The sequence below is a fragment of the Desulfosoma profundi genome, assembly GCF_055387865.1.
This window is the reverse complement of the sequence record NZ_AP042420.1, coordinates 1774765-1798051: the sequence shown is the minus strand read 5'-3', so window position 1 is coordinate 1798051 and position 23287 is coordinate 1774765. Positions and strand designations below refer to the sequence as shown.

General features: G+C 58.1%; 19 protein-coding genes, 3 tRNA genes and 1 pseudogene. 6 read left to right on the top strand and 17 right to left on the bottom strand.

The window, feature by feature from the left end; genetic code table 11:
- Positions 1-9: 9 nt before the first annotated feature.
- From ACZ5K9_RS07730 to tadA, 15 genes and pseudogenes are all read right to left on the bottom strand, one after another.
- Complete coding sequence (locus tag ACZ5K9_RS07730) at positions 10-555, bottom strand: hypothetical protein (RefSeq protein WP_464273841.1); 546 nt, start codon at positions 553-555, stop codon at positions 10-12.
- Positions 548-1390 (bottom strand): HD domain-containing protein, encoded by an 843-nt coding sequence (locus ACZ5K9_RS07725; RefSeq protein WP_464273840.1) that lies wholly within the window; start codon positions 1388-1390, stop codon positions 548-550. The genes ACZ5K9_RS07730 and ACZ5K9_RS07725 overlap by 8 nt, the downstream gene beginning before the upstream one ends.
- Positions 1391-1448: 58 nt before the next feature.
- A pseudogene (locus ACZ5K9_RS07720) lies at positions 1449-1703 on the bottom strand (HD domain-containing protein); the annotation flags it as partial.
- A 185-nt stretch (positions 1704-1888) separates the two neighbouring features.
- Positions 1889-5407: a helicase-related protein gene (locus tag ACZ5K9_RS07715; protein ID WP_464273839.1), complete on the bottom strand. Its 3519-nt coding sequence runs from the start codon at positions 5405-5407 to the stop codon at positions 1889-1891.
- Between the two features lie 1238 nt (positions 5408-6645).
- A tRNA-Asn gene (locus ACZ5K9_RS07710) sits at positions 6646-6721 on the bottom strand.
- A gap of 130 nt (positions 6722-6851) precedes the next feature.
- Entirely contained in the window at positions 6852-7841 is a 990-nt protein-coding gene (porB, locus tag ACZ5K9_RS07705) for a pyruvate synthase subunit PorB (RefSeq protein ID WP_464273838.1), read from the bottom strand.
- Positions 7842-9017: a transketolase C-terminal domain-containing protein gene (locus ACZ5K9_RS07700; protein ID WP_464273837.1), complete on the bottom strand. Its 1176-nt coding sequence runs from the start codon at positions 9015-9017 to the stop codon at positions 7842-7844.
- A 1-nt stretch (position 9018) separates the two neighbouring features.
- Entirely contained in the window at positions 9019-9312 is a 294-nt protein-coding gene (locus tag ACZ5K9_RS07695; protein WP_464273836.1) for a 4Fe-4S binding protein, read from the bottom strand.
- Between the two features lie 3 nt (positions 9313-9315).
- Complete coding sequence (locus ACZ5K9_RS07690; RefSeq protein WP_464273835.1) at positions 9316-9864, bottom strand: 2-oxoacid:acceptor oxidoreductase family protein; 549 nt, start codon at positions 9862-9864, stop codon at positions 9316-9318.
- Positions 9865-10035: 171 nt separating this feature from the next.
- Entirely contained in the window at positions 10036-10644 is a 609-nt protein-coding gene (gene recR / locus ACZ5K9_RS07685; RefSeq protein ID WP_464273834.1) for a recombination mediator RecR, read from the bottom strand.
- A gap of 15 nt (positions 10645-10659) precedes the next feature.
- Entirely contained in the window at positions 10660-10995 is a 336-nt protein-coding gene (locus ACZ5K9_RS07680) for a YbaB/EbfC family nucleoid-associated protein (RefSeq protein ID WP_464273833.1), read from the bottom strand.
- Between the two features lie 7 nt (positions 10996-11002).
- Entirely contained in the window at positions 11003-12757 is a 1755-nt protein-coding gene (gene dnaX, locus ACZ5K9_RS07675) for a DNA polymerase III subunit gamma/tau (RefSeq protein ID WP_464273832.1), read from the bottom strand.
- Positions 12758-12795: 38 nt separating this feature from the next.
- Positions 12796-12889, bottom strand: a tRNA-Ser gene (locus ACZ5K9_RS07670).
- Positions 12890-12936: 47 nt separating this feature from the next.
- Positions 12937-13032, bottom strand: a tRNA-Ser gene (locus ACZ5K9_RS07665).
- Positions 13009-13512, bottom strand: coding sequence for a tRNA adenosine(34) deaminase TadA (tadA, locus tag ACZ5K9_RS07660; RefSeq protein WP_464273831.1), 504 nt, complete (start codon positions 13510-13512; stop codon positions 13009-13011). The genes ACZ5K9_RS07665 and tadA overlap by 24 nt, the downstream gene beginning before the upstream one ends.
- Positions 13513-13601: 89 nt before the next feature.
- Here tadA and ACZ5K9_RS07655 point away from each other — a divergent pair, with 89 nt between their 5' ends.
- The 6 genes from ACZ5K9_RS07655 (at position 13602) to queF (ending at position 20391) form a co-directional block, all read left to right on the top strand.
- Complete coding sequence (locus tag ACZ5K9_RS07655) at positions 13602-13922, top strand: hypothetical protein (RefSeq protein WP_464273830.1); 321 nt, start codon at positions 13602-13604, stop codon at positions 13920-13922.
- Positions 13923-14183: 261 nt separating this feature from the next.
- Positions 14184-15956, top strand: coding sequence for a penicillin-insensitive murein endopeptidase (locus ACZ5K9_RS07650; RefSeq protein WP_464273829.1), 1773 nt, complete (start codon positions 14184-14186; stop codon positions 15954-15956).
- A gap of 131 nt (positions 15957-16087) precedes the next feature.
- A complete protein-coding gene (gene fusA, locus ACZ5K9_RS07645) occupies positions 16088-18157 on the top strand; it encodes an elongation factor G (RefSeq protein WP_464273941.1) in 2070 nt (689 codons plus the stop codon).
- A 129-nt stretch (positions 18158-18286) separates the two neighbouring features.
- On the top strand, positions 18287-19024 hold the full coding sequence (locus ACZ5K9_RS07640; RefSeq protein ID WP_464273828.1) for a hypothetical protein: 738 nt from the start codon (positions 18287-18289) through the stop codon (positions 19022-19024).
- Between the two features lie 101 nt (positions 19025-19125).
- Positions 19126-19839, top strand: a complete 714-nt coding sequence (locus tag ACZ5K9_RS07635) for a hypothetical protein (protein ID WP_464273827.1) — start codon at positions 19126-19128, stop codon at positions 19837-19839.
- A gap of 87 nt (positions 19840-19926) precedes the next feature.
- Entirely contained in the window at positions 19927-20391 is a 465-nt protein-coding gene (queF, locus tag ACZ5K9_RS07630) for a preQ(1) synthase (protein WP_464273826.1), read from the top strand.
- A gap of 28 nt (positions 20392-20419) precedes the next feature.
- Here queF and ACZ5K9_RS07625 read toward each other — a convergent pair whose 3' ends face one another.
- Together ACZ5K9_RS07625 and ACZ5K9_RS07620 are read right to left on the bottom strand one after the other, a co-directional pair.
- Entirely contained in the window at positions 20420-21799 is a 1380-nt protein-coding gene (locus tag ACZ5K9_RS07625; RefSeq protein WP_464273825.1) for a DUF4340 domain-containing protein, read from the bottom strand.
- On the bottom strand, positions 21796-23253 hold the full coding sequence (locus ACZ5K9_RS07620) for a GldG family protein (RefSeq protein ID WP_464273824.1): 1458 nt from the start codon (positions 23251-23253) through the stop codon (positions 21796-21798). Before ACZ5K9_RS07620 ends, ACZ5K9_RS07625 begins: the two co-directional genes overlap by 4 nt.
- Positions 23254-23287 lie beyond the last annotated feature (34 nt).

Below are 23287 nucleotides of genomic sequence, written 5' to 3'. Positions count from 1 at the left end.
GGCTCCTTATCAAGGCAGGATTTTGTGAACTTCATCTAGCATTTGATCCACTTCGCGAATAGCCTCCAGGGCCTGATCGTTTGAAATGTGCGGCTTGATCCCCGAGAGTTTGGCCGCCCTTTTCTCGGGTGGCTCGCCTACCCCCTCCGGCTCGGTGATATAAAGCGCTGTTGCCAAACGTTCAAGGTCAGCAACACCTTTGGCGCCGAGTTTGCCAGCCACATAGGCGATCTTGTCTTCATACAATCCAAGTGTCCTCCGATAGTTGTTCTGAAGCTTTTTGGCCAACTCGGTGGGCATGATGGTAGGGCCATACGGCAAGCGCGGAACCAGCCGAATCAGCCCATCCGCCCTGAGGCTCGTCAGTTCGTCGCGCAGGTCGAAGGAAAAGGGTCCATGCTTATACAAGATGAATTCGAATTCCAGAGGTATCTTCGTAAGTTCCTGTGCGAAGAAAACAGCTTTTTGGGCGTGCGTTTCCCCGCACCAACTCCCCTTTTCGTGCAGGTTCTCCAGTAGCCGCGTAATCAGCGCCGCTCGCTTCAGTCTATCCATTGTCATCCTCCTCTTTTTGAGGCTTGATGATTGTATTCAGATTTTCCGTCAGCCACTTTTCCGCCCGGTCGAAAATATCCCGTTCTGCGAAGACGTAATCCACAGAGAGCACCGGCACGTTGTTAAGGACTTCTGAGACAGCGAGCGACGAGACGATGCGGCCATCGCGCATACGCACCGGGAAATCGGGCGAGCTGCCCTCCTGGGAATAACGATCGTGGCGGAACAAGTCGTCACCGAATTTTTCCTTTAAAGCGTTGAAGATCACCTGGCCGGCTTCCGGGTTTATTTCCACGTCGTTCGGGTTCCTTTCGTACAAGCGTTTGAAATGCTCGCGCCGGACAATTCGGCGGGCATGGGAATGCGCTGGTTTGCCGGTGTCAAAGGCCGCCTGGAGAAACGCCGCAGTGACCTCGTTGTCCGTGATCGATAAAAACTCCCCGATATCCGTGGGGAAAACCCCATTGGGAAGCCAATCTTTCAGAAAGTCTTTTAAGTGGATGTCATAGATCCTTCGAATGGGATGAAAATAGACCTGGGAATACATGAAATAGCGAGCGACTACCAAGGCTTCTGCAGATTGAATACCCCCTTCATCTACACCCAAAGCGGGTTCCCCAAGTCCGTTCGCGTCGTCGGCCATAGGCGTAGGGAGAATTTGGAGAGTATCGATGAGGCGATAGTGGTCGAACTTGCCATATGCGACGCCAAGGTGGTGGGAATCGCGCAAAAGGTAATCCATGCGGTCGACCCCGAAAGCGTCTCCGACAATAATCTCTGAAAGGATGGCTTCCCAGTCTGAGAACCGGAGATCTTTCGCCTTTTTGGGACCCACTGCAAGCTTGATGATGTCCTCTTGCCGAAGCGGTGGGGGTCATGTTTTCCCAAATCTGCCTCATCTCTTCGCTGGCGATTATCTCCCTAGTAACTCGTTCGTGATCCCACCCGTCGGGGAGCAAATCCTCCGCGGCATGGGAAAAGGGCAGGTGACCGATGTCGTGGCAAAGGGCCGCCATGCGTAGAACCCTGCGCCAGTATCGCAACTCGTCGGTGTTTGCCTTCCCCAGCGGTTGGAGACGACTTCGAATTTCATCTGAGATGTTGTTCGGGTTTGTAACAACATCGAAAACACGGCTTGCCAGCTCCATGACCCCAAGGGAGTGTTCAAACCGTTTATGTGTAGCTCCAGGATACACGAGAAATGTCAGGGCCAACTGATGAATATGGCGCAACCTTTGAAAAGGTCTTGAGTTCAGCACTTCCCGTTCGTGATTGTCCAATCTGACAAATACGTGAATTGGATCTCTGATCTCGTGGATAGGTTTGGGCATGGTCATATTCCACTCTTTCCTGCCGACAATATGGCTTCGGCGGAAATCTTATAAAACCTCGCCGCCACGATCTCTCGTTTGACATGGTCGAGCTTGGCCACGGGGTTGTGGATGCGCACGATTTCAGGGGAATCACTCAAGGGATCCCACACTACATAGAGCCAGTAGGTCTCGGCCAGTTGCGCCGCCTTGTACCACTCGTTGGTGGTCAGCCTGACCGGCTGCCCGCGCAGGCGTCCTTTGACCTCGATTCTCTTGACGAAGACCTCGCCGGTGGCTTCATCGGCGATCTTGTGAGCGCGGATGTCGAAGCCCAACTTCAGATGACCGACCCGCTCGATTCGGTCTTGGGGGAAGCCCTCGGCGACAAGCGCTTCGATTACCTTATCCTCGGCGGCGATCTCGCTCTGCCGGCGGATATTCGGATCGAGTTCATCCGCTAAGTCGGCGAGCTGGGTCTGGGTGTCCGCATCGGGACCAAGGACAACGGCGGTGCCCATATGCTTGACCGGGCCGGTTCTGGCAATCTCAAGACGATTTAAACCGTCGAGCCGTTCCTTGCGTTGGCGCTCAAGCTCATCCGCATATTTCCTAGCCTCATCCGCAGCAAGTTTAAATTCAGGTTTGGTCACTGCTTCGGCGGCAAGCCGCATGGCGCGCTCCTGGGCACGGTCAATCCGGGCCTTGAACGACTTTTCCAGGTATTCCCGGCAAATCCGGGCAAAATGCTGCCGTTCACGCTGACAGCGGGCGCGGCATTCGAGTTGATAGGTGCGTTTCAGAAAATCGGAGGCTCCCTGTGTGGGGGGAGGTTCCATTTCTCGCGGCGGATGCGGATGCGTCGCTAGGTTGAGCAAGATGTCGCTTGAGACGAGCTCGTAATGCCCTTGCTCCTCCCGCACAGCCACGAGTTCGCCATAGAGCGGCACGTCGTTCCCTTTTGAGTCCTTGCCACGGATTGATATCTCGAAAAAATGAATGCAATAGGGCTCTGTGCACAGCGGATCAACGAAGAAACTAACACCTCCGATCAAACCCGCCAGACGTTCATTGAGTTTCTCGTCCACTGCCGCATAGAGCGGATGCCCCGGCCCCAACAATACTGCATCCAGATGGGCGTCTTGCTCAAGGTGATGCTTATGGAAGGTGATCTTCCGGTAGGATAATTCGGGTTTTCCGACCTTCTGGACACAGCGGAGGCGTTCAGAGCGAAGATCCGCAAGGACGTGCTCGACGCGCCACAATCCGTCGGCCCTTGGTTCGACCCGAAGACCGACTTCACGGGCAGCGGCGATAAATTGTGCCTCGACATATCGCGGCATGAGCCGCCGTTCCTCGACCTCGAGGTTCCGGCGCTGGAATGCTGAGAAATCGACATGGCTGCGCGCAAGGGCAATGCCCGTACCTTCCTCGTATTCTTTTAGCTTGGCCGGATCGATGCGATCAATTTGATCGAGATACTCATCGAGCCGCCGGGGATCATAGGCCGCGTCACGGAGCATGTCCGCGAGGTTTACGTCGTTCAGCGACAGCACTTCACCGATCACGTCGAAAACGCGGCCTTCGAGGGCCTCGTTCATCTGATCCAGCTTTTCCAAAAGACGATGGAGAATCCGGCCTTCAACGATGGGCTGGCCGTCTTCGGAGTCCTTGGCCACAAAGTTGAAAGCGTAAACGTCCCGGTCCTGACCGATGCGATGGATGCGGCCCAGGCGCTGCTCCAGCCGCGTCGGATTCCAGGGCATGTCGTAGTTGATCATGAGGTGGCAGAACTGGAGATTGATCCCTTCGCCAGCGGCCTCCGTTGCGATGCATACCTGTGCCCCGGTTCTGAAAACCTCCTGAGTCCGCTTGCGTTCATGCGGGTTCATGCCGCCGTGGATTTCGCAGGTGGAAAAACCCCATCGTTCAAGATGCTGGCGCACGTAGCTAAGGGTATCCCGGTGTTCCGTGAAGATCAGGAGCTTTCCGCGGCCGTCCTTCAGGTCCTTGAACTGCGCCTCGCCGAGGCATTTCTTCAATGCGGCCAGTTTGGAATCGTTTGCGTTTTCACGAACCCTTCGCGCCTGCTCGACGAGCTCCTTGAGGGCGGAGATTTCCGCGCGCAACTGTTCAAGTTCCAGTGCGGCCGTGTACTCATCGACCAATTGATCGCGTACCGCCTCGTCGAGATCGTCCTCATCCTGCTCGGCATCAGGCAACCGACCCTGTAAAGCGGCCAATCGCTTGGCACGCTGGACCGGGGGAAGCCCCGCGAGCTCTTCCAGGAGATCTTCCTGCTTTTTCAACCGCCGTTTGAGAGACTCATGGATGGCGCAGGTAGAACTTACCAACCTGCGTTGCAGAACCGTTCGGGTCAGTGCCGCAGAGGAACGTCTTTGGCCGGTCTGCTGAGGGATAAACTCGTTGATGTAAGCGGTGACGCTCTTGTAAAGATTGTACTCGTCGCTGTTCAGGCAGAAAGTGACGGTATGTGCGTGTCGATCCGGAAATAAGCGCTTACCATTGACATCTTTCAAGTCTTCTTTGAGGCGGCGTAAACACCACGGCGAATCCTTGCCGAGTCGGAAAACGTTTTGTCTTATTTCAGCAGCCTGCTTCCCCAGGCGGTGCGGTTCCGGAAAAAGGTCCGGATCAATGAGCCGAAGAAAATGAGCGAACTTATCTTCATCCCCATGGTGGGGTGTGGCAGTCAGGAGGAGGACATGGTCTGCTTGTGAGGTGAGACGCAACGCCAGATCATAGCGTTTCGTTGTCGCCACCTTGGATTCGCGATTCTTACCGCCTGGGGCTGTCCGGGCCGAACACTTGTGGGCCTCGTCGATGATGACAAGGTCCCATCGCTGTTGCCAGACCCGCTCCCGCACGTCATCTTGCTTCGCGTAGTCAATGGAAGCGATGATCTGTGAAGACCTCTGCCATGGATTGGTCAATTGCTGTTGGTCGACAGCGGCGAAGATAATGTCGAAAGGCTCGCCGAACCAGCGGAGCATTTCGTCCTGCCACTGTATGGTGAGCGGTGCGGGGCACAGGATAAGAATGCGCTCAATAGCCTCTCGAAGTTTCATCTCCTTTACCAGGAGCCCCGCCATGATCGTCTTGCCAGCTCCTGGATCATCCGCCAGTAGAAACCGCAACCTGGGCTGTGGAAGCATGGCTTGGTACACCGCTTCAATCTGGTGCGGCAGCGTCCGGATCCCTGAAAGACTCACGGCAAACTGTTGGTCATGGGCATAAGCCAGACGGATGCGGGCCGACTCAACCAGGAGTCGGAGCTTCTCGGCGTCCACTGGGCCTGCAACTCCGGCTTGCTCAGGCCCACTACCAAGGACAGCCGAGGCTTCTTCCGCGGAGATGACAGCCTCTTCCAATGAGCCGTCGGGAAGACGCACACGGCACTCAAAGCCTGCGGAATCATGAGAACCAAGTGGTCGCGCATCTTCCAGGACCACGGGTACATCGAAGTGCCCTGGGAGGAAAATCCGTTGCCCAATCCGACCAGTGAGCCTCGTTGTCCTCATTGCCGCCCTCTTTTGAGAATTCTTTTCGGCATTGGTTCATTGGCTTGGTTTTTCGAGAAGGATCGAATCTAACCGGGATTCGGACCTTTCTTTTACGCGTTGTCTTGGCAAAGCCGATTGTCATAAGTCGAGGCGAGTGCCCCTACGCACACGGTGAACTCGAAGCCTTCTTTCGTCGAGCTAGCTAAGAGCTGTCTTTTCCCCTCATCAACGGCAGCCATATGGTCAAAGCCAACCCGGCGTTGGAAAGCTCACATTTCAATAGCGTCAATTGCTACCATCGCGGTACATATTTATTTGTTATATTAACGTTTACGCACCGGCTTCATGCCGGTCAAGAAAAAACTCTCCAACGGCAGCCACGCCGGCTCAGGCTCCGGTTGACACCCGGCCGCCAAGGATTCACGGCCAACGTTTGGCGTTGAGCTCCACCCTGTCGGTGCTGAGCCTTCCCGGACGGGTCGGATGTGCAGGAACCGCAGACAAACCCAGATGGATAACAAGGGGCCCCCTATCAAAACAGCTCGATCCGGGCGGGTCGAGCTTATTTTCTCGGGCTTCCAGGGACAGACTGCCTTCGCTTCGCTCGGGGTGAACTTGGCGCACAAGGCCTTTACGGATAATGCGAGAATCGGGCGGCGAGCTTTCGAGTCATCGGCAAAAGGGAAGTTTTGTTCTTTCCACCAACCTTTGACTTTTCGCACAGAACCAAGTCCGATTTCTCAGGACTTCCGAAACGGACGCCCTTCGCTTTGCGCAGCGTAGACTTACCGGACAGGGCTGCAACGGGGAGAGGGGAGATGAACTCACGCGCCGATTTTCGTAAGATTAACAGCGACTAAGCCTCTCAGCTTTTCGACAAACTTTGGCTTGTTTTTGCCTGATTTCTCCGGACCTATACCACCGACTCGCTTCGCTCAGGCTGAACATGCCGCAAGGGGGGCGACGGGGAGGGAAACGTTGAATCGGCCGCGGGATTTCCTGCCAACCCGCAGAGGGCGAGCCTTTTTTGCTTGCCCGCACCCCTCGTTTTCCTGTGCTCTTCGGGCCGCGGAGGATTTGTCGGGGTAGGACTCGGAGTAGAGGACACGGGCCTTATGCAGGGCCATGCGGTGGGCCACATCCGGTGATGCTCAGGTTAAGTAACCCACGCCGTCGGCAAAGAGAGACGAATCCCACAGGCCCACCTCCTAAAAAGACAAAAAGGCTCAATCCATAAGGACCGAGCCTGATCTGTCTGGCTCCCCGGGACGGACTCGAACCGCCAACCTAGTGGTTAACAGCCACCCGCTCTGCCGATTGAGCTACCGGGGAATGTGACGCTTCGTCGACCGCCGAAGCGCCGCGAACCATTAGCAGAGGTGCCGTCTTTTGTCAAGGGGAAACCTGGCCGGGCCGGTGTTTCCCAGCCCTTTCGGCACCCGTGGCGACCACCGCAAGGTCATCACTCGCCCTGGGTTTCCTCCCCTTCCTTTTTTTCGGCCTCGCCGCTCATCGCACAGCGCCGGAGCAGCTCCTCGTACTCCTCGTCCACGCGGCGCTGAATATCTTCGATATCCTTTTCCGTCAGGTGCCGGAAACGACGCTGCACCTTGAAGTATTCACTCACCGGCTTGGGCTTGGCCACCTTGCGCGACAAAATCCACTTGCCGTCAATGACTTCGTACAGCGGAAAGACCTTGGTCTGCACCGCCAATCGAGCCACTTCGATGGCCAAATCCGTTTCATGGCGCCATCCCGTCGGACAAGGTGAATAAATGTGGAGGTACGCCGGGCCCGGAATCATCGCCGCCTTCTTCACCTTGTTCATGAGATCCAAAGCGAAGGCGGGGGAGGCCGTGGCCACATACGGAATGCCGTGGGCCGCGGCAATGTAGGCCACGTTCTTTTTCCACGTGCGCTGCCCGATGCTCTTCTTGCCCGGAGGCGATGTGGTGGTCATGGCGCCGTAAGGTGTCGACGAAGAGCGCTGGATGCCGGTGTTCATGTAAGCTTCGTTGTCCAAACACACATAGATGAAATTGTGCCCCCGCTCCAGCGCGCCGCTCAGCGCCTGCAACCCGATGTCCGCCGTGCCCCCGTCGCCGCCGTAGGCCAGAAAAACCACGTCCGGCTGATGGATTTTGCCTTTGCGATTCATGGCCTTGTAGGCCGACTCCACCCCACTGATGACCGCCGCCGCGTTTTCAAAAGCCACGTGAATCCACGGCACACGCCACGCCGTCTGCGGGAAAGGCGAGGTGACGATCTCCATACACCCGGTGGCGCTCGCCACAATGACGTTTTCTCCCAAGGCCTTGAGAACCTGGCGCAGCGCCAAGATCTCACCGCAGCCCTGGCACGCGCGATGGCCGGGAGAAAGCGGTTCCACCTCGGGGAGCTTCTTCGGGTTAAAACCCTTGAAATCCTTGAGTGCTTCCGCTGCGATGCCCATTTATTCCCTCACATTCACGATTTCGTAGCCCATGGGAAGGCCCTTGGCGAGCCCATCGCTCGTCTTGGCCGCCATCCTCTCGAAGTCTTCCACCGTCACATCCCGACCGCCCAAGCCGGCAATGAAGTTCTGCACGTAGATCGAATGACCGTGGTCGTAGAGCGCCGCTTTGACTTCGACGCACAGAGGACCGCTGCGCGTGCTGAAGGCCATGGCACGGTCCACCACGGCCACGGCTTTGGCCGCCTTCAGGACATCCACCAAGTCCTTGGCCGGAAACGGACGCCAGAGCCTCAAACGCACCAAGCCCACCTTCTTGCCTTCGGCCCGCATTTTGTCCACGGCCGTCATGGCCGTTTCAGACACGCTGCCCACCGTCAGAAGAAGAATCTCCGCCCCGTCCGTCTTGTAGGTTTCCACAGGATGATAAGCCCGGCCGAACTGCTTTTCGAATTCCTGCCAGGCTTCCACGATCACAGGCAAAGCGCCGTTCATGGCCTCATCCTGCGCCTTCTTGGCCTCCGTGTAAACCTCCGGCATCCCCACGGGACCAAAGGTCATCGGGGTTCGTGGGTCAAGACGGATCTGCGGCTTATACGGCGGCAGATACCTCTGCACCTCTTCCTTGTCCGGAAGCCATATGGGCTCGATCATGTGGGTCAAGGTGAAGCCGTCCAAATTGACCATGACAGGAAGCAGCACGCGGGGGTCTTCAGCCACACGATAGGCATGGACCAACAGATCCACCACTTCCTGGCCGTTTTCGGCCACCGTCTGGATCCAGCCCGTGTCCCGGGCCATCATCATGTCCGAATGGTCGTTCCAGATGTTGATGGGAGCACTCAGGGCGCGGTTGGCCACCGCCATGACAATAGGCAGCCGCAAACTGGAGGCGATGTAGCAGATTTCGGCCATGAGGGCATAGCCTTGAGAGCTGGTGGAGGTGAAGGTGCGCGCCCCGGCCGCCGCCGCGCCCACACAGGTGCTCATGGCACTGTGTTCCGATTCCACAGGCACGAATTCCGCGTCCAAATGCCCATCCGCCACCAACTCCGACAGATGCTCCACGATATGCGTCTGCGGCGTGATGGGGTACGCCGCGATGACGTCCACATCGCACAGACCCACCACTTCGGCCGCGGCGATGGAGACTTCCATTCCCACTCTCTTGCCCATCTCACTTCTCCTCCTCTACCATCTGGATGGCGTCCTTGGGACATTCCCGAGCGCAGATGCCGCAGCCTTTGCAGTAGTAATAGTTGGCCTCGTAATATCCCTCGGCCGTCCGCGTATAGACCATGTCCGGGCAAAAGATGTAGCACTGGCCGCACTTATTGCACAGCTCGTAGTTGGTCACCGGCCGCATGGAGCGCCAGTCGCCGGTTTTGAGCTGCGCCGCCGTGCCGGGCTCCGTCAAAGTGCACCCCAGCGCCAGGTCTTTCCACCTTACGATTCCCGTTTCCTTGGCCACCGTTCATCCCTCCACGACCGTTTCTTCATAGGCCCGAAGACAGGCCTTCAAATTCTTTTCCGCAATGGGACCGAAACGCTTCTCCACAGGGCCGCGCAAGGCATCGATGGAAATCACCTGGGTGGCCTTGATGAGCGCGCCCAGCATGGTGGTGTTGGTGATGGGGACCCGAAGCACTTCCACCGCGATGGTGCTGGCATCCACCACGGCCAGACGCCGGGTCAAGCCCAAGGAACGCCGCAGTTCCGGCGCACTGAGCTTGGTGTTCACCACAAGGATGCCGTCTTCGGGCACCCCGGCTTCCACGTTGACGATCTGGAGCAGCGTCGGGTCCAACACGACCACAATATTGGGATTGTAGACCTTCTCCCGAGTCCGAATCTGCTGATCGCTCACCCGCACAAACGCCATGACGGGAGCGCCCCGTCGTTCAGGGCCGAAACTCGGAAAGGCTTGGGCGTACTTGCCCTGTTCAATGGCAGCCAGGGCGGTGAGTTCCGCAGACGTCACCCCTCCCTGTCCGCCTCGACCGTGAAATCGAATCTCCACCATAAACATACTCCGTTGTCTGTCACTGGTTCAGGGCAGGACCGCTTGCGCGGCGGTGTGTTGTGGGACAAAGGCGGTTGCGGCTTCCCGGATGTGTCCTTGTTCCCGCACAACCCACGATCACTCGTGCCTATATAACGGCTCAACTTCTCAAGGGTCAAGCCATTTTGTGCTTCATTGCACGTGCCGGCGCCCCTGGAGGGCTCTTTCCAGAGTCACCTTGTCCGCATACTTCACATCGCCGCCCATGGGGATGCCGGAAGCAATGCGCGACACCCTGACGGGCTTCTTCTCCAGGAGCTTCATCAGGTAATGCGCCGTCGCTTCCCCGTCGCCGGTGGGGTTGGTGGCGAGGATCACTTCCCGCACCCCTTCCCGCTCCAGGCGCTGCAGGAGTTCCGCGATGCGCAGATCCTCCGGCCCGATGCCGTCCAGAGGCGTCAAGGTGCCCTGGAGCACGTGGTAGCGCCCTTTGAAAGCCCCGGATTCTTCAATGGCCAGCAGGTCGGCACTGGTTTCCACCACACAGAGTTCCCCCGTGTTACGGTTGGGATCGGCGCACAGGGAACACAGGGACCCATCGGTGAAATGGAAACACACCGGACAGGTGTGGATCGTCTCCTTGAGCCGCACGAGATTCTCCGCCAAGCCGCGCACCTCCTCTTCCGGAGCCTTGAGAAGGTGCATGGCCATCCGCGTGGCGCTCTTTTCTCCGATCCCCGGCAACTTGGACAGCCTCCGCACCAGCTCCCGCAACACGGGAGGATGGGCTTTCGTCACCATGGAACCCGTCCTTTCCTAAAAAAGGCCCGGGAGGCTGAAGCCCGGCGGCAGGTTCACCCCACCGGCCAATTTCCCGATTTCCTCGGCCATCATCTGCTGCGACCTCTTGAGCGCCTCGTTGACAGCCGCTGTAATGAGATCTTCCAGCATTTCCACGTCCTCAGGGTCCACCACTTGTCGATCGATGCGGATTTTGACGATCTCCTGACGCCCGTTGGCCACCGCCGTCACCATGCCTCCACCGGATGACGCTTCCACCGTGCGCTGGGACAATTCTTCCTGGACTTCGGCCAATCGCTTTTGGAAATTTTTCAACTGCTGCAAGGGGTTGAATCCTTTCATCGTCGGCATCGCCTCCTCATGTGGGATTGTGCGTCTCGCCCGAGCGGTGTCGTGCGGGCTTGGACGGCCGGATCGGTCGGATTTCGACCAGTTCCCCGCCCAGAATCTCCAGAGCCTGCTGCACCACGGGATGGCGCAACACCGCAGCCGTCGCATGGCCAGACTCTTTCCGGGACGGCGACCCCTCTCGGGTTGAGGCCTTTTTCACGGAAAACCTTAGGGTGCACGTGGGCTTCCGGCCACCGAAATACTGGGCAAGATGCCCGCGGAGCGTCTGTCCGCTTTCTCCGTTTTTGATGCTTTCTTCGTAAATCTCCAGGACTTCCACCGTCAGGAGATCCGGCGACGCGGCTCTCGCCGCACTCTGGGCCAGCTTGGCCCCGGTGATGGGATCCCGCTGTTCCAACCAGCGGCAAAAGGCGTCCCAGTGCTCCACCACCTCTTCCACACTCACCGTCCCGCCTGACGCGGGGTCCACGCCGGACCCGCCCACCTCGTCCGCTGTGAGCTTGCCCGGACGGCTTTCCTCGGAGGGCTCGGAAGACCGGCCAGCAGCCCGTCCCTCCTTTGCCAAAGGCTCCCAGGAGGCCGCAGGAACGGCGGCACGCGGAGTCACCGTGCCTCCAGGCGGCACTCCCGGCCCGATCCGGTGGAGCCGCTCCAGAATGCTCTCCACGGATTCGGCCCTCGGCAGACAGGCAAGCCGAAGCAGCAGAACCTCCAGGGTCACCCGGGGAAGTGAAGCCCGCCGAATATCCTCTTCCCCGGAAACGAGGATCTGGAAGCACTGGAAAAGATGTTCCTCCGTGGTCCTTTCCACCATCTGCCGCAGCCGTTCTTCTTCCCGGATGGGTTCCTTCCCTCTGGACCCGTCTCGACGTACCGACACGGCCAATAGGTCCCGAAAAAGTTCACACAGACGCTGGCAGAAGCGACGGCTGTCCATTCCCCGTCGGTCGATGCGCTCCACCACATCCAGGCACGCCGCGGGATTGTGGGTCAAAACGGCTTCAGCCGCCTCGAAGACACTTTCTCGATCCACCACACCGAGCAGATCCAAGAGTTCTCTGTCTTCTTGATCGTCCCCCCGAAGGGCCAAGAGCTGCTCCATGAGGCTCTGGGCATCCCGCATGCTCCCGTCGGCTTCGCGCGCCACGGCATCCAATACGGAATCCGACAACGTCACGCCCTCATCCCGAGCGATCCTTTGGAGTTGGCTAAGGATCTCCGCCGCGGAAATCCGACGGAAGTCATAACGCTGACAGCGGCTCAAGATGGTTGCCGGAATCTTGTGGGGTTCTGTGGTGGCAAAGATGAAGACCACGTGGCCCGGAGGTTCCTCCAGGGTTTTCAACAGCGCGTTGAAAGCCTCCGTGGTGAGCATGTGGACTTCATCAATAATGTAGATTTTATAGGCACTCTTGGTGGGCCGGTACCGGACGGTCTCCCGCAGTTCTCGGATGCTGTCGATGCCTCGGTTACTCGCCCCGTCGATTTCCAGGACATCCACGGACTTGCCCAGACTGATTTCGGCACAGTTGGAGCACCGGTTGCACGGCACCGGACTGACGCCCTTTTCGCAGTTCAGAGCTTTGGCCAAAATCCGGGCCACCGAGGTCTTGCCCACACCCCGAGCTCCCGTGAAGAGGTAGGCATGGGCGATTCGGCCGGATTGCAGGGCGTTTTTCAGCGTTCGGGTCACATGGGGCTGCCCGACCACTTCCTCAAGGGTCTGAGGGCGCCATTTGCGGGCAAGAACCAGATAGGACATGGGGACATCGAAGGCATGGGTTTGTGGAGCAAAAAAGGTGGCGGAGAGAGAGGGATTCGAACCCTCGGTTCCGCTTTTGACGGAACACACGATTTCCAGTCGTGCCCCTTCGGCCAGCTCGGGCATCTCTCCGCAACGCAGCACCTGATTCAATGACAAAGAACAACCTTCGGGAGTACTGGCGGAGAGGGTGGGATTCGAACCCACGTGCCCTGCTCTTCACAGGACAAGTCGATTTCGAGTCGACCCCGTTACGGCCACTTCGGTACCTCTCCGCGCATGCGGCGTTTGTCCAGGCGCCGCTCCTGAAAAAACCAGGCGAGCCGCGCCGAACACTCATCGGTGCGGACCCCGCCCAGAACCCGAACACTATGATTGAAACATCCCGGCTTTGTCAAGTCCACAACACCGCCTGCCGCCCCGCTCTTGGAATCGGCGGCCCCGAAGACCACCATGCCCACCCGGGCCTGGATCACGGCCCCCAGGCACATGGGGCACGGCTCCAGGGTCACATAGAGGATCGTGCCCGAAAGACGGTGGTTGCGCAAAACGGCGGACGCCCGCCGCAGAGCCACCATTTCCGCATGGGCCGTGGGATCCCGGGCCGTCACGGTCAGGTTATGGGCCCGTGCCCACACGATGCCGTCCACGCCCACCAAAACCGCCCCCACCGGCACTTCGCCCGATTCCGCCGCCCGATCCGCCTCCTGCAGACTCAGGCCCATGAAATAATCGTGATCCAAAGCGTCGCCCACCTGTGGCACCCTTTCCCGCTGTTGCCGTGAAGTTGGAGGTTTCTTAGCTTAGTCACGAGAATACGGCAACCTGAACCCGGAGGCTGCCCATGGATTCCCGAAACCGAGACGACGACCCGCAGTTTGTGCCCCGAGGCGGCCTTCTGCGCGTCTATCAACCCGCGGGGAGCGCCGATGCGGGCAAGAAAAATCCTTGTCCTGACTGTCATTTCTGTCAGCAATGCTCCGAAGCCCGCTGCCAGGCCTGCCGTCGGACCCGACTCCCGGGTCGGCGCTTGAGCCTTTCAGAACAAATCGCCCTCTACGAGCGCCTTAATGCTCGCACCGCTTCCGAACCCTCCCCCGAAAAGGGCCCCTTGAGCGTCACGATACGAGAAAAATCACAATCCGACGGGGCATCGAAGAATTAGATTCCCCTTACTTTTTCCATGTCATTGAGCGGCTTTGCATTTTTTCTTTGACAGATCCTTTTCCTTCCTTTAGTTAGGAATACGTTTCACGATGCACGGCGCGCCGCAGGATGTTCCATGGGGGGTGCGCCCATCGAGGTTTCACCCTGGCGGTGAAGGGCACCGCCGTACGATAAGAGGTCACTCGACGCGTATACAAAGGTAAACCCCGAGCGAAGGAGGGACATCCTGGAGCGGTCGGCCAATCTATTATTGTGTGGCATGAGGTCAGCCGGCCTCCACCTTCCCAGGGCGCGCCGGCGTTGGTTTTTCACTCTTTTCGGCACCGTGACCACACTCTGTTCCTGCCTCATCTGGACCTCCGCTTCCCACGCCCTCACCCAGTCCATCGGAGAACCCTGGAACGGTCGCCTCGTGAACGGTATCGTCTTCCCCACGGACATGGGAGGCTACAAGGTCCGAGACCCCGATCTGGCGTATGCGACCCCGGAACTCATCGGGAGCTTGTTGGAAGCCATCGAAGCGGTGCGCGACAAATACCCCAACACGGTGGATCTTTTCATTGGGGATTTTTCGGCTCCGGGTGGCGGGCGGCTCAAGGGACATAAGTCCCACCAGAACGGACGCGATGTGGATCTGGGGATGTACGCCATCGGCAACGAGCCCTTGGACCGCTTCATCCCCATGCACGCAGGCAATCTGGATGTGCCGAAAACCTGGTGTCTCATCGAAGCCCTCATTCGCACAGGCCGCGTGCAATATCTTTTCGTGGACCGAAAAATCCAACGAATGCTTTTCGAGTTCGCGCTATCCCGGGGGTTCGACGAGAGCCTTCTCAACCGATTGTTCAACGATGTCGGGTCGGGATCTTCGGAAGCCGCCATCCGGCATGAACCCCTACACAACGACCACATCCATGTCCGTTTTGACGCCCCGTGGTCCACTTTGGCGGCCCAAGCCGGGTCGTTGGATCCCGAAAAGAAGGCCCTCATCGAGTTGGCCCAGGCGGGCTTTCTTCCCAAAAGAGTCCTCTATTACGTGGACAAGCGGGCAACAGACCTCGGCGCTTTGGCCATGAGTTTCGGCGTCCGAGTGGAAGACCTCGCACGATGGAACCACCTCAACCCCAATGCCCCCCTGATACCCGGCACTCCCTTGGTGTATTATCGCCGAGCCTTTGAATTGGAGCCCGTCCATCTGGCCGAAAGCCTGAGGCTGCGAACCCTCATCCCTCTGGAACCCGTCCAGGTGGCCTCGGTGGCCTCCCTTCCGCCTGTGGATGTGAGTTCGTGGCTCCGTGCAGCCGAGGCGGCCCCCAAAGTTGAAAAGAAAGTCGAAAGAGTCCACGCGGTACAGCGGCATGAGACTCTGGAGTCCATCGCCCGGAAGTATGGGCTGTCGGCAACACAACTGGCCCGCATGAACAACATTTCTTCCAAAAAGCCACTGCGTGCGGGATCCAAGCTGGTAGTCGGTTACTCCACGCCGAAGTCGTCTCCGGGGGAAAAGCGGGAGAGCGGCTTCCAGCCGATGCCGACGGCACCGCTGAAAAACGCGCCCCCATCGGCCGTTTTTTCCGATAAGCCGGAACCGCAGACGGCCCTTACCCACGTGGTGAAAAAAGGCGATACCCTTTCTGCCATCGCGAAAAAATACCGGGTTTCCGAGAGCGACCTCCGAACGTGGAACAAGCTGAGCACGAAGGAGACTCTCTCCAACGGTCGCACCCTCGTCGTGGCCCCGCCTCGGCAGGAGCCTCCATCGGCTTCCCAAACGAAATCATCGGGAGGAGGCGTCACACGTCGGGAGACGCCAAAGGCTCAGACGGCGACGAGCCCCCCCTCGGTATCCAAGGGGTCTTCCGGGCAGAAGAGTCCGTCCACCGTACACACGGTGAGCCCGGGCGAAAATCTCTTCTCCATCTCCCGAAAGTACAAGGTGGACGCGGAAAAGATCAGGACGGCGAATCAGATCGATGATCCGAAGAAAATCAAACCTGGGGTTCGCTTGAAAATCCCCCTCGCACAGTCGTAGCCCTGTATTTTTTTCTTCCCTTTCGGCGTGATTTTTGATAACCACGGTCTCCCCCAACGGGCACAAAATGAGTGCCCGTTTTTGTTTTCTTTGGGGCGGGGAACGCTTCTATGGCTTTTTTGGAGACGTTTATGATCAAGGACCTGACCACGTTACGGAACATCGGCATCAGCGCTCACATCGATTCGGGAAAAACCACGCTGACGGAGCGCATCCTTTTTTACACGCGGAAGATTCATGCCATCCATGAGGTCAAGGGAAAGGATGGGGTGGGTGCCACCATGGATTCCATGGAACTGGAAAAAGAACGCGGCATCACCATCCAGTCCGCAGCGACCCACTGCCTCTGGAAGGGTCACCCCATTAACATCATTGACACGCCGGGCCATGTGGATTTCACCATCGAGGTGGAGCGGGCCTTGAGGGTCTTGGACGGGGCCATCCTCGTGTTGTGCGGTGTGGGCGGCGTCCAAAGCCAATCGGTGACCGTGGACCGACAGATGAAGCGATATCGCGTACCGCGCATCGCCTTTGTGAACAAGTGTGACCGAGCCGGGGCAAATCCCCTCAAGGTTGCCGACCAGCTCCGTGAGAAATTGGGGCATGTCCCGGTCCTGCTCCAAATCCCTCTGGGGGTGGAAGCCGCCCATGAAGGCGTGGTGGATCTCATCCGCATGAAAGCGTTGACCTTTGAGGGGCCGAACGGGGAAGAGGTCCGAGAACACGCTATCCCTGCGGAACTTCACGCATTGGCCGCCGAAAAGCGGGAAGAAATGCTCGACACCCTGTCACTTTTCTCGGACGAACTCACCGAAGCCATTTTGGAAGAAACGGTCACGGAAGAGATCATCCATGCCGCCGTTCGCCAGGCAACCCTCGATCTGCGCATCACCCCCGTGCTTATGGGCTCCGCCTACAAAAACAAAGGGGTCCAACCGCTCCTCGACGCCGTGCTTCGCTACTTGCCCAGCCCGGCCGACATCGTCAACACGGCCTTGGACGCCGATCGAGACAACGAAGAGGTGCCGCTGAAGGCCAGCCCAGATCTCCCCTTGGTCATGCTCGCCTTCAAACTGGAAGTGACCCGATACGGACAGTTGACCTATGTGCGCATCTACCAGGGATCCATCCAAAAGGGATCCACCATCGTGAACACCCGCACGGGCAAAGTGTCCAAAGTCGGGCGCCTCTGTCGCATGCACGCGGACGAGATGGAAGACATCGAGGCCGCCGGCGCCGGGGATATTGTCGCCCTTTTCGGGATCGACTGTGCGTCGGGAGACAGCTTTACGGACGGCAGCCGGCGCCTGACCATGACCTCCATTTACGTCCCCGAACCCGTGATCTCCTTGGCCATCAAGCCCAAGGACAAGAAAGCGGAGATGAATCTCAGCAAGGCTCTGGCTCGGTTCACCAAAGAGGACCCCACCTTCCGCTCGTTCTTGGACGAGGAAACCGGGGAGACCCTCATCAGTGGCATGGGGGAGCTGCACTTGGACGTGTACGTGGAACGCATGAGGCGCGAGTACGGCGCCGAAGTGACCACCGGACAGCCTAAGGTGGCCTATCGCGAAACCATCACCCAAAGAGCCGAATTCGATTACACACACAAGAAACAAACCGGCGGGGCGGGCCAGTACGGCCGAGTGGCGGGTTTCATCGAGCCTTTGGAAGAGGGAGACTACGAGTTTGTCAATCAGATCACCGGCGGGGTCATTCCCCAAGAGTTCATCCCCTCGTGCGACAAAGGATTCCGCGCCTGCTTGAAGAAAGGTTCCTTGGGAGGATTTCCCATCACCGGTGTGCGCGTCACCATCCATGACGGCAACACCCATCCCGTGGACTCTTCGGATCTGGCTTTTCAACAGGCCGCCATCGGCGCGTTTCGTCAGGCGTACGAAAAGGCCAAACCGCAACTCATGGAACCCCTCATGCGCGTTGTCGTCGAAACCCCCTCGGAATTCCAGGGGGCTGTTCTCGGCACCCTGAATCAGCGTCGAGGGATTATTATCAGCACGGCGGAAGACGGGACCTTTTCCAGCATCGAAGCGGAAGTGCCCCTGTCGGAAATGTTCGGGTATTCCACCGTGCTGAGGTCCGCAACCCAAGGCAAAGCGGAATTCACCATGGAATTCGCGCGCTACAGCCCCGTGCCCAAGGGAATCGCCGAAGAGGTGATCCGCAAAAAACGAGAGGAATAGAGACGGTGGAGCCGGCAGCTTTCACCTCTACCCTTTCGGTGGCCTCGTGTTGTATGATGCATTGGCAAGGGCCGCCGGCACGGCGTCCATGGTTCACCGTCCTGAAATTTTCTCAAAGGAGAAGTTTTCATGGCATCATTTGATGGGTTTTCCCACCTTCCGGCAACCCTCGTTCGCTCCTGCCTCGGACATCCGCTCCTTCCGGGGCAGATGGGCGTGCTTCTCGCCAGGGCAGGTGTCGGCAAAACGGCCTGCCTGACCCATATCGCCCTCGAAGCGCTCGGCCACGGAGACAAGGTCCTGCATACCTGCATCGACGAGCTGCCCGACAAGATTAAAATCTGGTACGATGAACTCTTCCGCAATTTCAAAAGCGCCGTCGGGGACGAAGCGGTGTTGAAAACCATTAAGGAGGCCATGGGGTCCTCCAGGTTCATCATGTCCTACCTGCACCACACCTTCAGCCCGGCCAAGTTGGAAGAGAACGTTCAAAGCCTTCAGGATCAGGTGTCTTTTGCACCGAACCTCATCATTATCGACGGGCTGGATTTCGAGCGGGTCTCTCGCAAGCAGCTGGAAGCCATCCAGAAAACGGCCGAAAAACACGGATCCTCCGTGTGGTTTTCCTGCCGCATCCACCGACACATCGATATCGCCAACGACAAGGGGGTACCGTATCCGTGTCACGAGATTGACGACCTCTTTCAGGCGATCATCCTGTTGGAGCCGCAAGCGCAGTATATTTCCATGGTCGTTTTGAAACACGGGGATCAGTACAAGCCGGATCACCCGGCATTATTTCTCAATCCGCGAACTTTTCTCTTGACCCACGTTCATGAGGCGATGAAAGCCCAGTCTGGCGTCTAAGCCCGAAGGAACCCGGTGCCCGCGGTCTCGGGCAATGCGGTCCCCCGCACTGTCGGGGCGGCGGCCGCCAAGGGCGCACGGGGCTCCCGGGAGGTGACATTGTGCAAGACGATCTCATCACGTGCCTGACCCGGCAAGTCAAAGAAGAGGTCCTCGAAAACTACCTGACGCAAAGACGTCTCATCGAGCTGGAAACGGAAGACGTGGAGGCGCAAGCAGAGACCGTGCGGACCTTGGCCCAGGAAGTGGGCAAGCGATTCACCCGCCTCGGTTACCTGTCCGTGGACCCCGAGATGCTGGAACGCCTCATCGCCCTCCTGCAAATCCCGCAGAACTCCTTTTGGCGCGAATGCCTCGAAAAACCCTTCGCCCGGGGCGTGCGGTTCATCAAGGTCACCGCCTTGACGCATAAGGGGAAGTTCCGAAAACTCTTTGTGGAGTCTTACAACCGGCTGCTCACATGGATGGGCAAATATAAGGACGCATATCAGGATCTGGAACTGGAAGTGCGGGCGCTGAATATCAATATCCAAGCGTTCCAGTCAAACTTCGACCTCTTGACCATTCTGAACTTCCTCAAGAGCCTCGACGTGTGTGGATTGGAACACAAGCACTTTTTAGGCAGCAACTTCACGGCGGAAGAAATTATGTCCGTAGAAAAAAAACTCTATATTCACCCCATGAAAATCGAACGATTTCAGCTGCCGTCCCCGTTGGATCTCCCCCCGACACCCCTCATCCAGGAGGACCTGGGAAAGCTCGCCGAGGACATCTTCCGTCAACACCACAACCAAATCAAACGACTCATGCGGTAAGGAACCTCTCCGACGGGAAGGGGCGGCACGGCATCCCGTCGCCAAATCCCGAAACGCACGGCACCCTGCACCGAGGAAGTTCCGCTCATGCCCAATGACGGTGACCAACTGACTCTCCTGGGACGATCCACACCCATTCCCGCCCATCCCGATGCGGCGGTCTTGGAAACTTTCGCCAATCCGCATCCCGACATGGACTATGTGGTGCGCTTGACGGCCCCCGAATTCACATCGCTGTGCCCGATTACGGGGCAGCCCGATTTTGCCGTCATCATTGTGGATTACGTGCCCAATAAGAAGCTTGTGGAGAGCAAGTCTTTCAAACTCTTCCTCGGGAGTTTTCGCAATCATGGGGCATTCCACGAAGCCTGCACGGTGACCATTCACAAGCGCCTGCAGCACGCCATGGAACCCAAATATCTGCGGGTCGTGGGACTGTGGTATGCGCGGGGCGGCATCACCATCGACGTTGTGGTGGAAACGGGGCAGCTGCCGGAAGGATGCCGACCCCTGCCGCTGGAAAAGACCAGCTACAGGGGAGGCCGTGAATAAGTGGGAATCCCGGGGACAGAAGGCCTATTTATGATGAGGCTTTCTCCGACGGGCTGTTGAGGACTTCCTGGAACTTCTTTTCGATTTCCCTGATTTTTTCGCTGCGCACAAGAAAAGTGTCCCCGGAACCCGTACACAACGGCAAAAGCTGGGCGTCATCGTCCCGGTCCAAACCCGGCCATGACAGCACAGCGGCATTTCCATCCTTTGCATAAAACACCATCCGGTTGGCATTCTTTTCGTCCGAACACGCGGTCCCGCCGGAGGCCTTCTCCTCGTACTCCAAGTCCTCCCATTCCCAAAACACGGGGCGCACCCGCCACGATTCCTTGAGCCGGCGGCGCGATCCGTCAGGGGTCACATGGACCCATTTGTTGTCCTCTTGAGCAATCAGCTCACCTTTCTGGCCCCGCAGCGTGTATTCCACTCGGGAAATGTTCTTGGAATCCACTGTGGCCACGGAACGATCCTCCACATCGCGGACCGTTTTCGGCAGATCTTTGAGCACCGACCCGTCCACCGTGACCAGGGTGGACATTTGGGAGCTGACGGCGACATAGGAGGCGGCATCATCTATTTTGCGGCCGATGCGCAGGGACTTTTCGGACCCGTCGGCACCCTGCAGCAGGACATGGACTTCGGGAGCCCCCGACTCCCACAGGGCATCCCCTTGGACCGAGTCCTCGAGGAAGGTTTTCGCCCGCAGCCATCGGAGCTGGTTGAGGATATTCTCCACCTTCGAGGGCTTCATGCGTCGGTCGGGCTCCTGCGGACAGCGCCACGCCTCCTTGTTTTTTTCGTCCCGCACAAGCTCGACCCGCTCCCCTGTTGCCCACGAGACCGTGATCTTTTGCACGCCCTCTTCGTCAAAAGACAGCAAATCACGGCGCCGGAGTTCATCCGGTCCCTTGTTCAGCGCGTTCATTTGGGCGGCGGCCAGGAGAAACACGGTCTTGTCTTCCCCTTTGACGGCGTAGTGACTCTCGCCTGTCGGGTTTTTCGACCCGAAGCGGATCTCCTGCCACGTCTCCCCGACACGGAACCGTACGACCAAACCGGGATCGGCCAGACCATAGAGGCTGACATCTTTGGGCGTCGAATCCACGTCCCGGTTCTTTTCAAGCTCCACCAGGCTATGGACCAATGTGTCCACAACACCTTGATCCGCTTCGGTATTCACCGGCCGTTGCAAAACCCATGAGCCGTCCTTTTTCAACAATTGGACGGCCGGCTTGCCCTGAGCTTCGATGAAGACTTCGTCCACCGCCTGAGCGCTGAATGAAAAAAGCCGCTTTTGGGCCCGCTCCGCTTCGTCTTTTTCCCGCTTCTTTACGACCTCGAAATAATAATAGTAGCCTCCGAGGAGCGCCAAAACGAGCAGGTAGACAAGAGAGTGACGCCACTTCATCGCTGAGACCTCCGGACACGGTACACCCCGAATCCCACGAGGACGACCATCATGGGAACACCCACCATGGACGTCCAAAAGACGAGTCGCGCTTGGTTTTCCGTGAGCATTAAGGTCTGGGCTTTGTGCTTCCGAGGTTCGATAGTGATCAGGGTTTCTTCTTCTGCCAAGAAATGCACCATGTTGAGGAAAAGATCCCCGTTGCCGGACACCCCGAAGTGGGTGTTATCCACAAAGTCCGAATCGCCAAACACCACCAGGTATCCCAAAGTGGGCTTCGACTGGGAATCCGCTGCCTCTTTTTCTGTCGTTTCGGACCCGCCGGAGCCCTCCTTCGGCGCGGGAGCCGGGGCATTTTTCTGGACAAATTTCTTCGTGTCCACCGCGGCTAAGACCCCCAAGGAAACGGGGCCGGCTTTGTCCGTGCCTTCCTCGAAACTCGCTTCCCCCCGAAAGAGCCGCTCAAGGTCGGTCTCCGCCCACGCGTTTTCGGAGGTGGACGCCAGGGTCACCACGGTCACGCCGTCGGGAGGCGATTTTGCGGCATGGACCGATCGGGCTTCGGAATAAAAGGTCGCCACATTGAATCCCTGGGTGATCTTGTGGGATCCGTACTGGGTCACCACCGGCATGAGGTAGCTTCCTCCAAAGACGCGGCTCAATTTATCGATGATGACATCATCACCCAAGTCGACCCCGTATTTTTCCACCAGGGACCGAACCCCCCCGTCTTTTTGCGGATCGAGGAAGAACACCACCTTGCCCCCTTGGAGCAAATAGGCTTCCAAAGACTTGATCTCTTCGGGGAAAAGCGTTTTTTCCGGCCCCGCCACGATCACCACGGCCGCATCGTCAGGCACTTGGGGTTGCTGCATCAAATTGAGCGGTTTGACCTGATAGTTTTCTCTGGCCAACGCCGACTTGGCCGATGAGTAACCGTTCTTGTTCATGTCCTCCACAGAACGTTCCCCATGGCCCGTGAGGAAATACAAGGTTTTGTCCTCGTCGCGAGTCAGTTTAAAGAGCGCGTTGGTCAAGGCCTCTTCATCGGCGCGAGGCACCGTTTCCCTACGCCCCAACCCTTCCACCACCAAAACACCATAGTCCCGAATTTCATACTGTCGGGCCAGTTGGGGCTCACGATCCGGGTCGATGAATTCATATTGGATGTTCTTGTTATAGTACCGATAGGTTTCCAGAAGATCCTTTGCCCGGCTGCCATCGGACGCACCGCTGGCGAAAAAGGCTTTAATGGTCACGGGTTCTTGAATGGAGGCCAAGATCTTTCGACTCTGCTCCGACAAACTGAACTGACCCGTTTCGGTCAGGTCCGCCCGCAAAGGGTGCCTCTCGGCGATAAGGGCGACCACCACCAGGATGGCCAAAAAAACCACGGTGGAAAACACCGCGCTGGATCCATAATGCAGCCGTCGCGATTTCCAACTCTTGGGCATGATGGAACGCCTCCGTCAGATTCGGTGCGGTTTC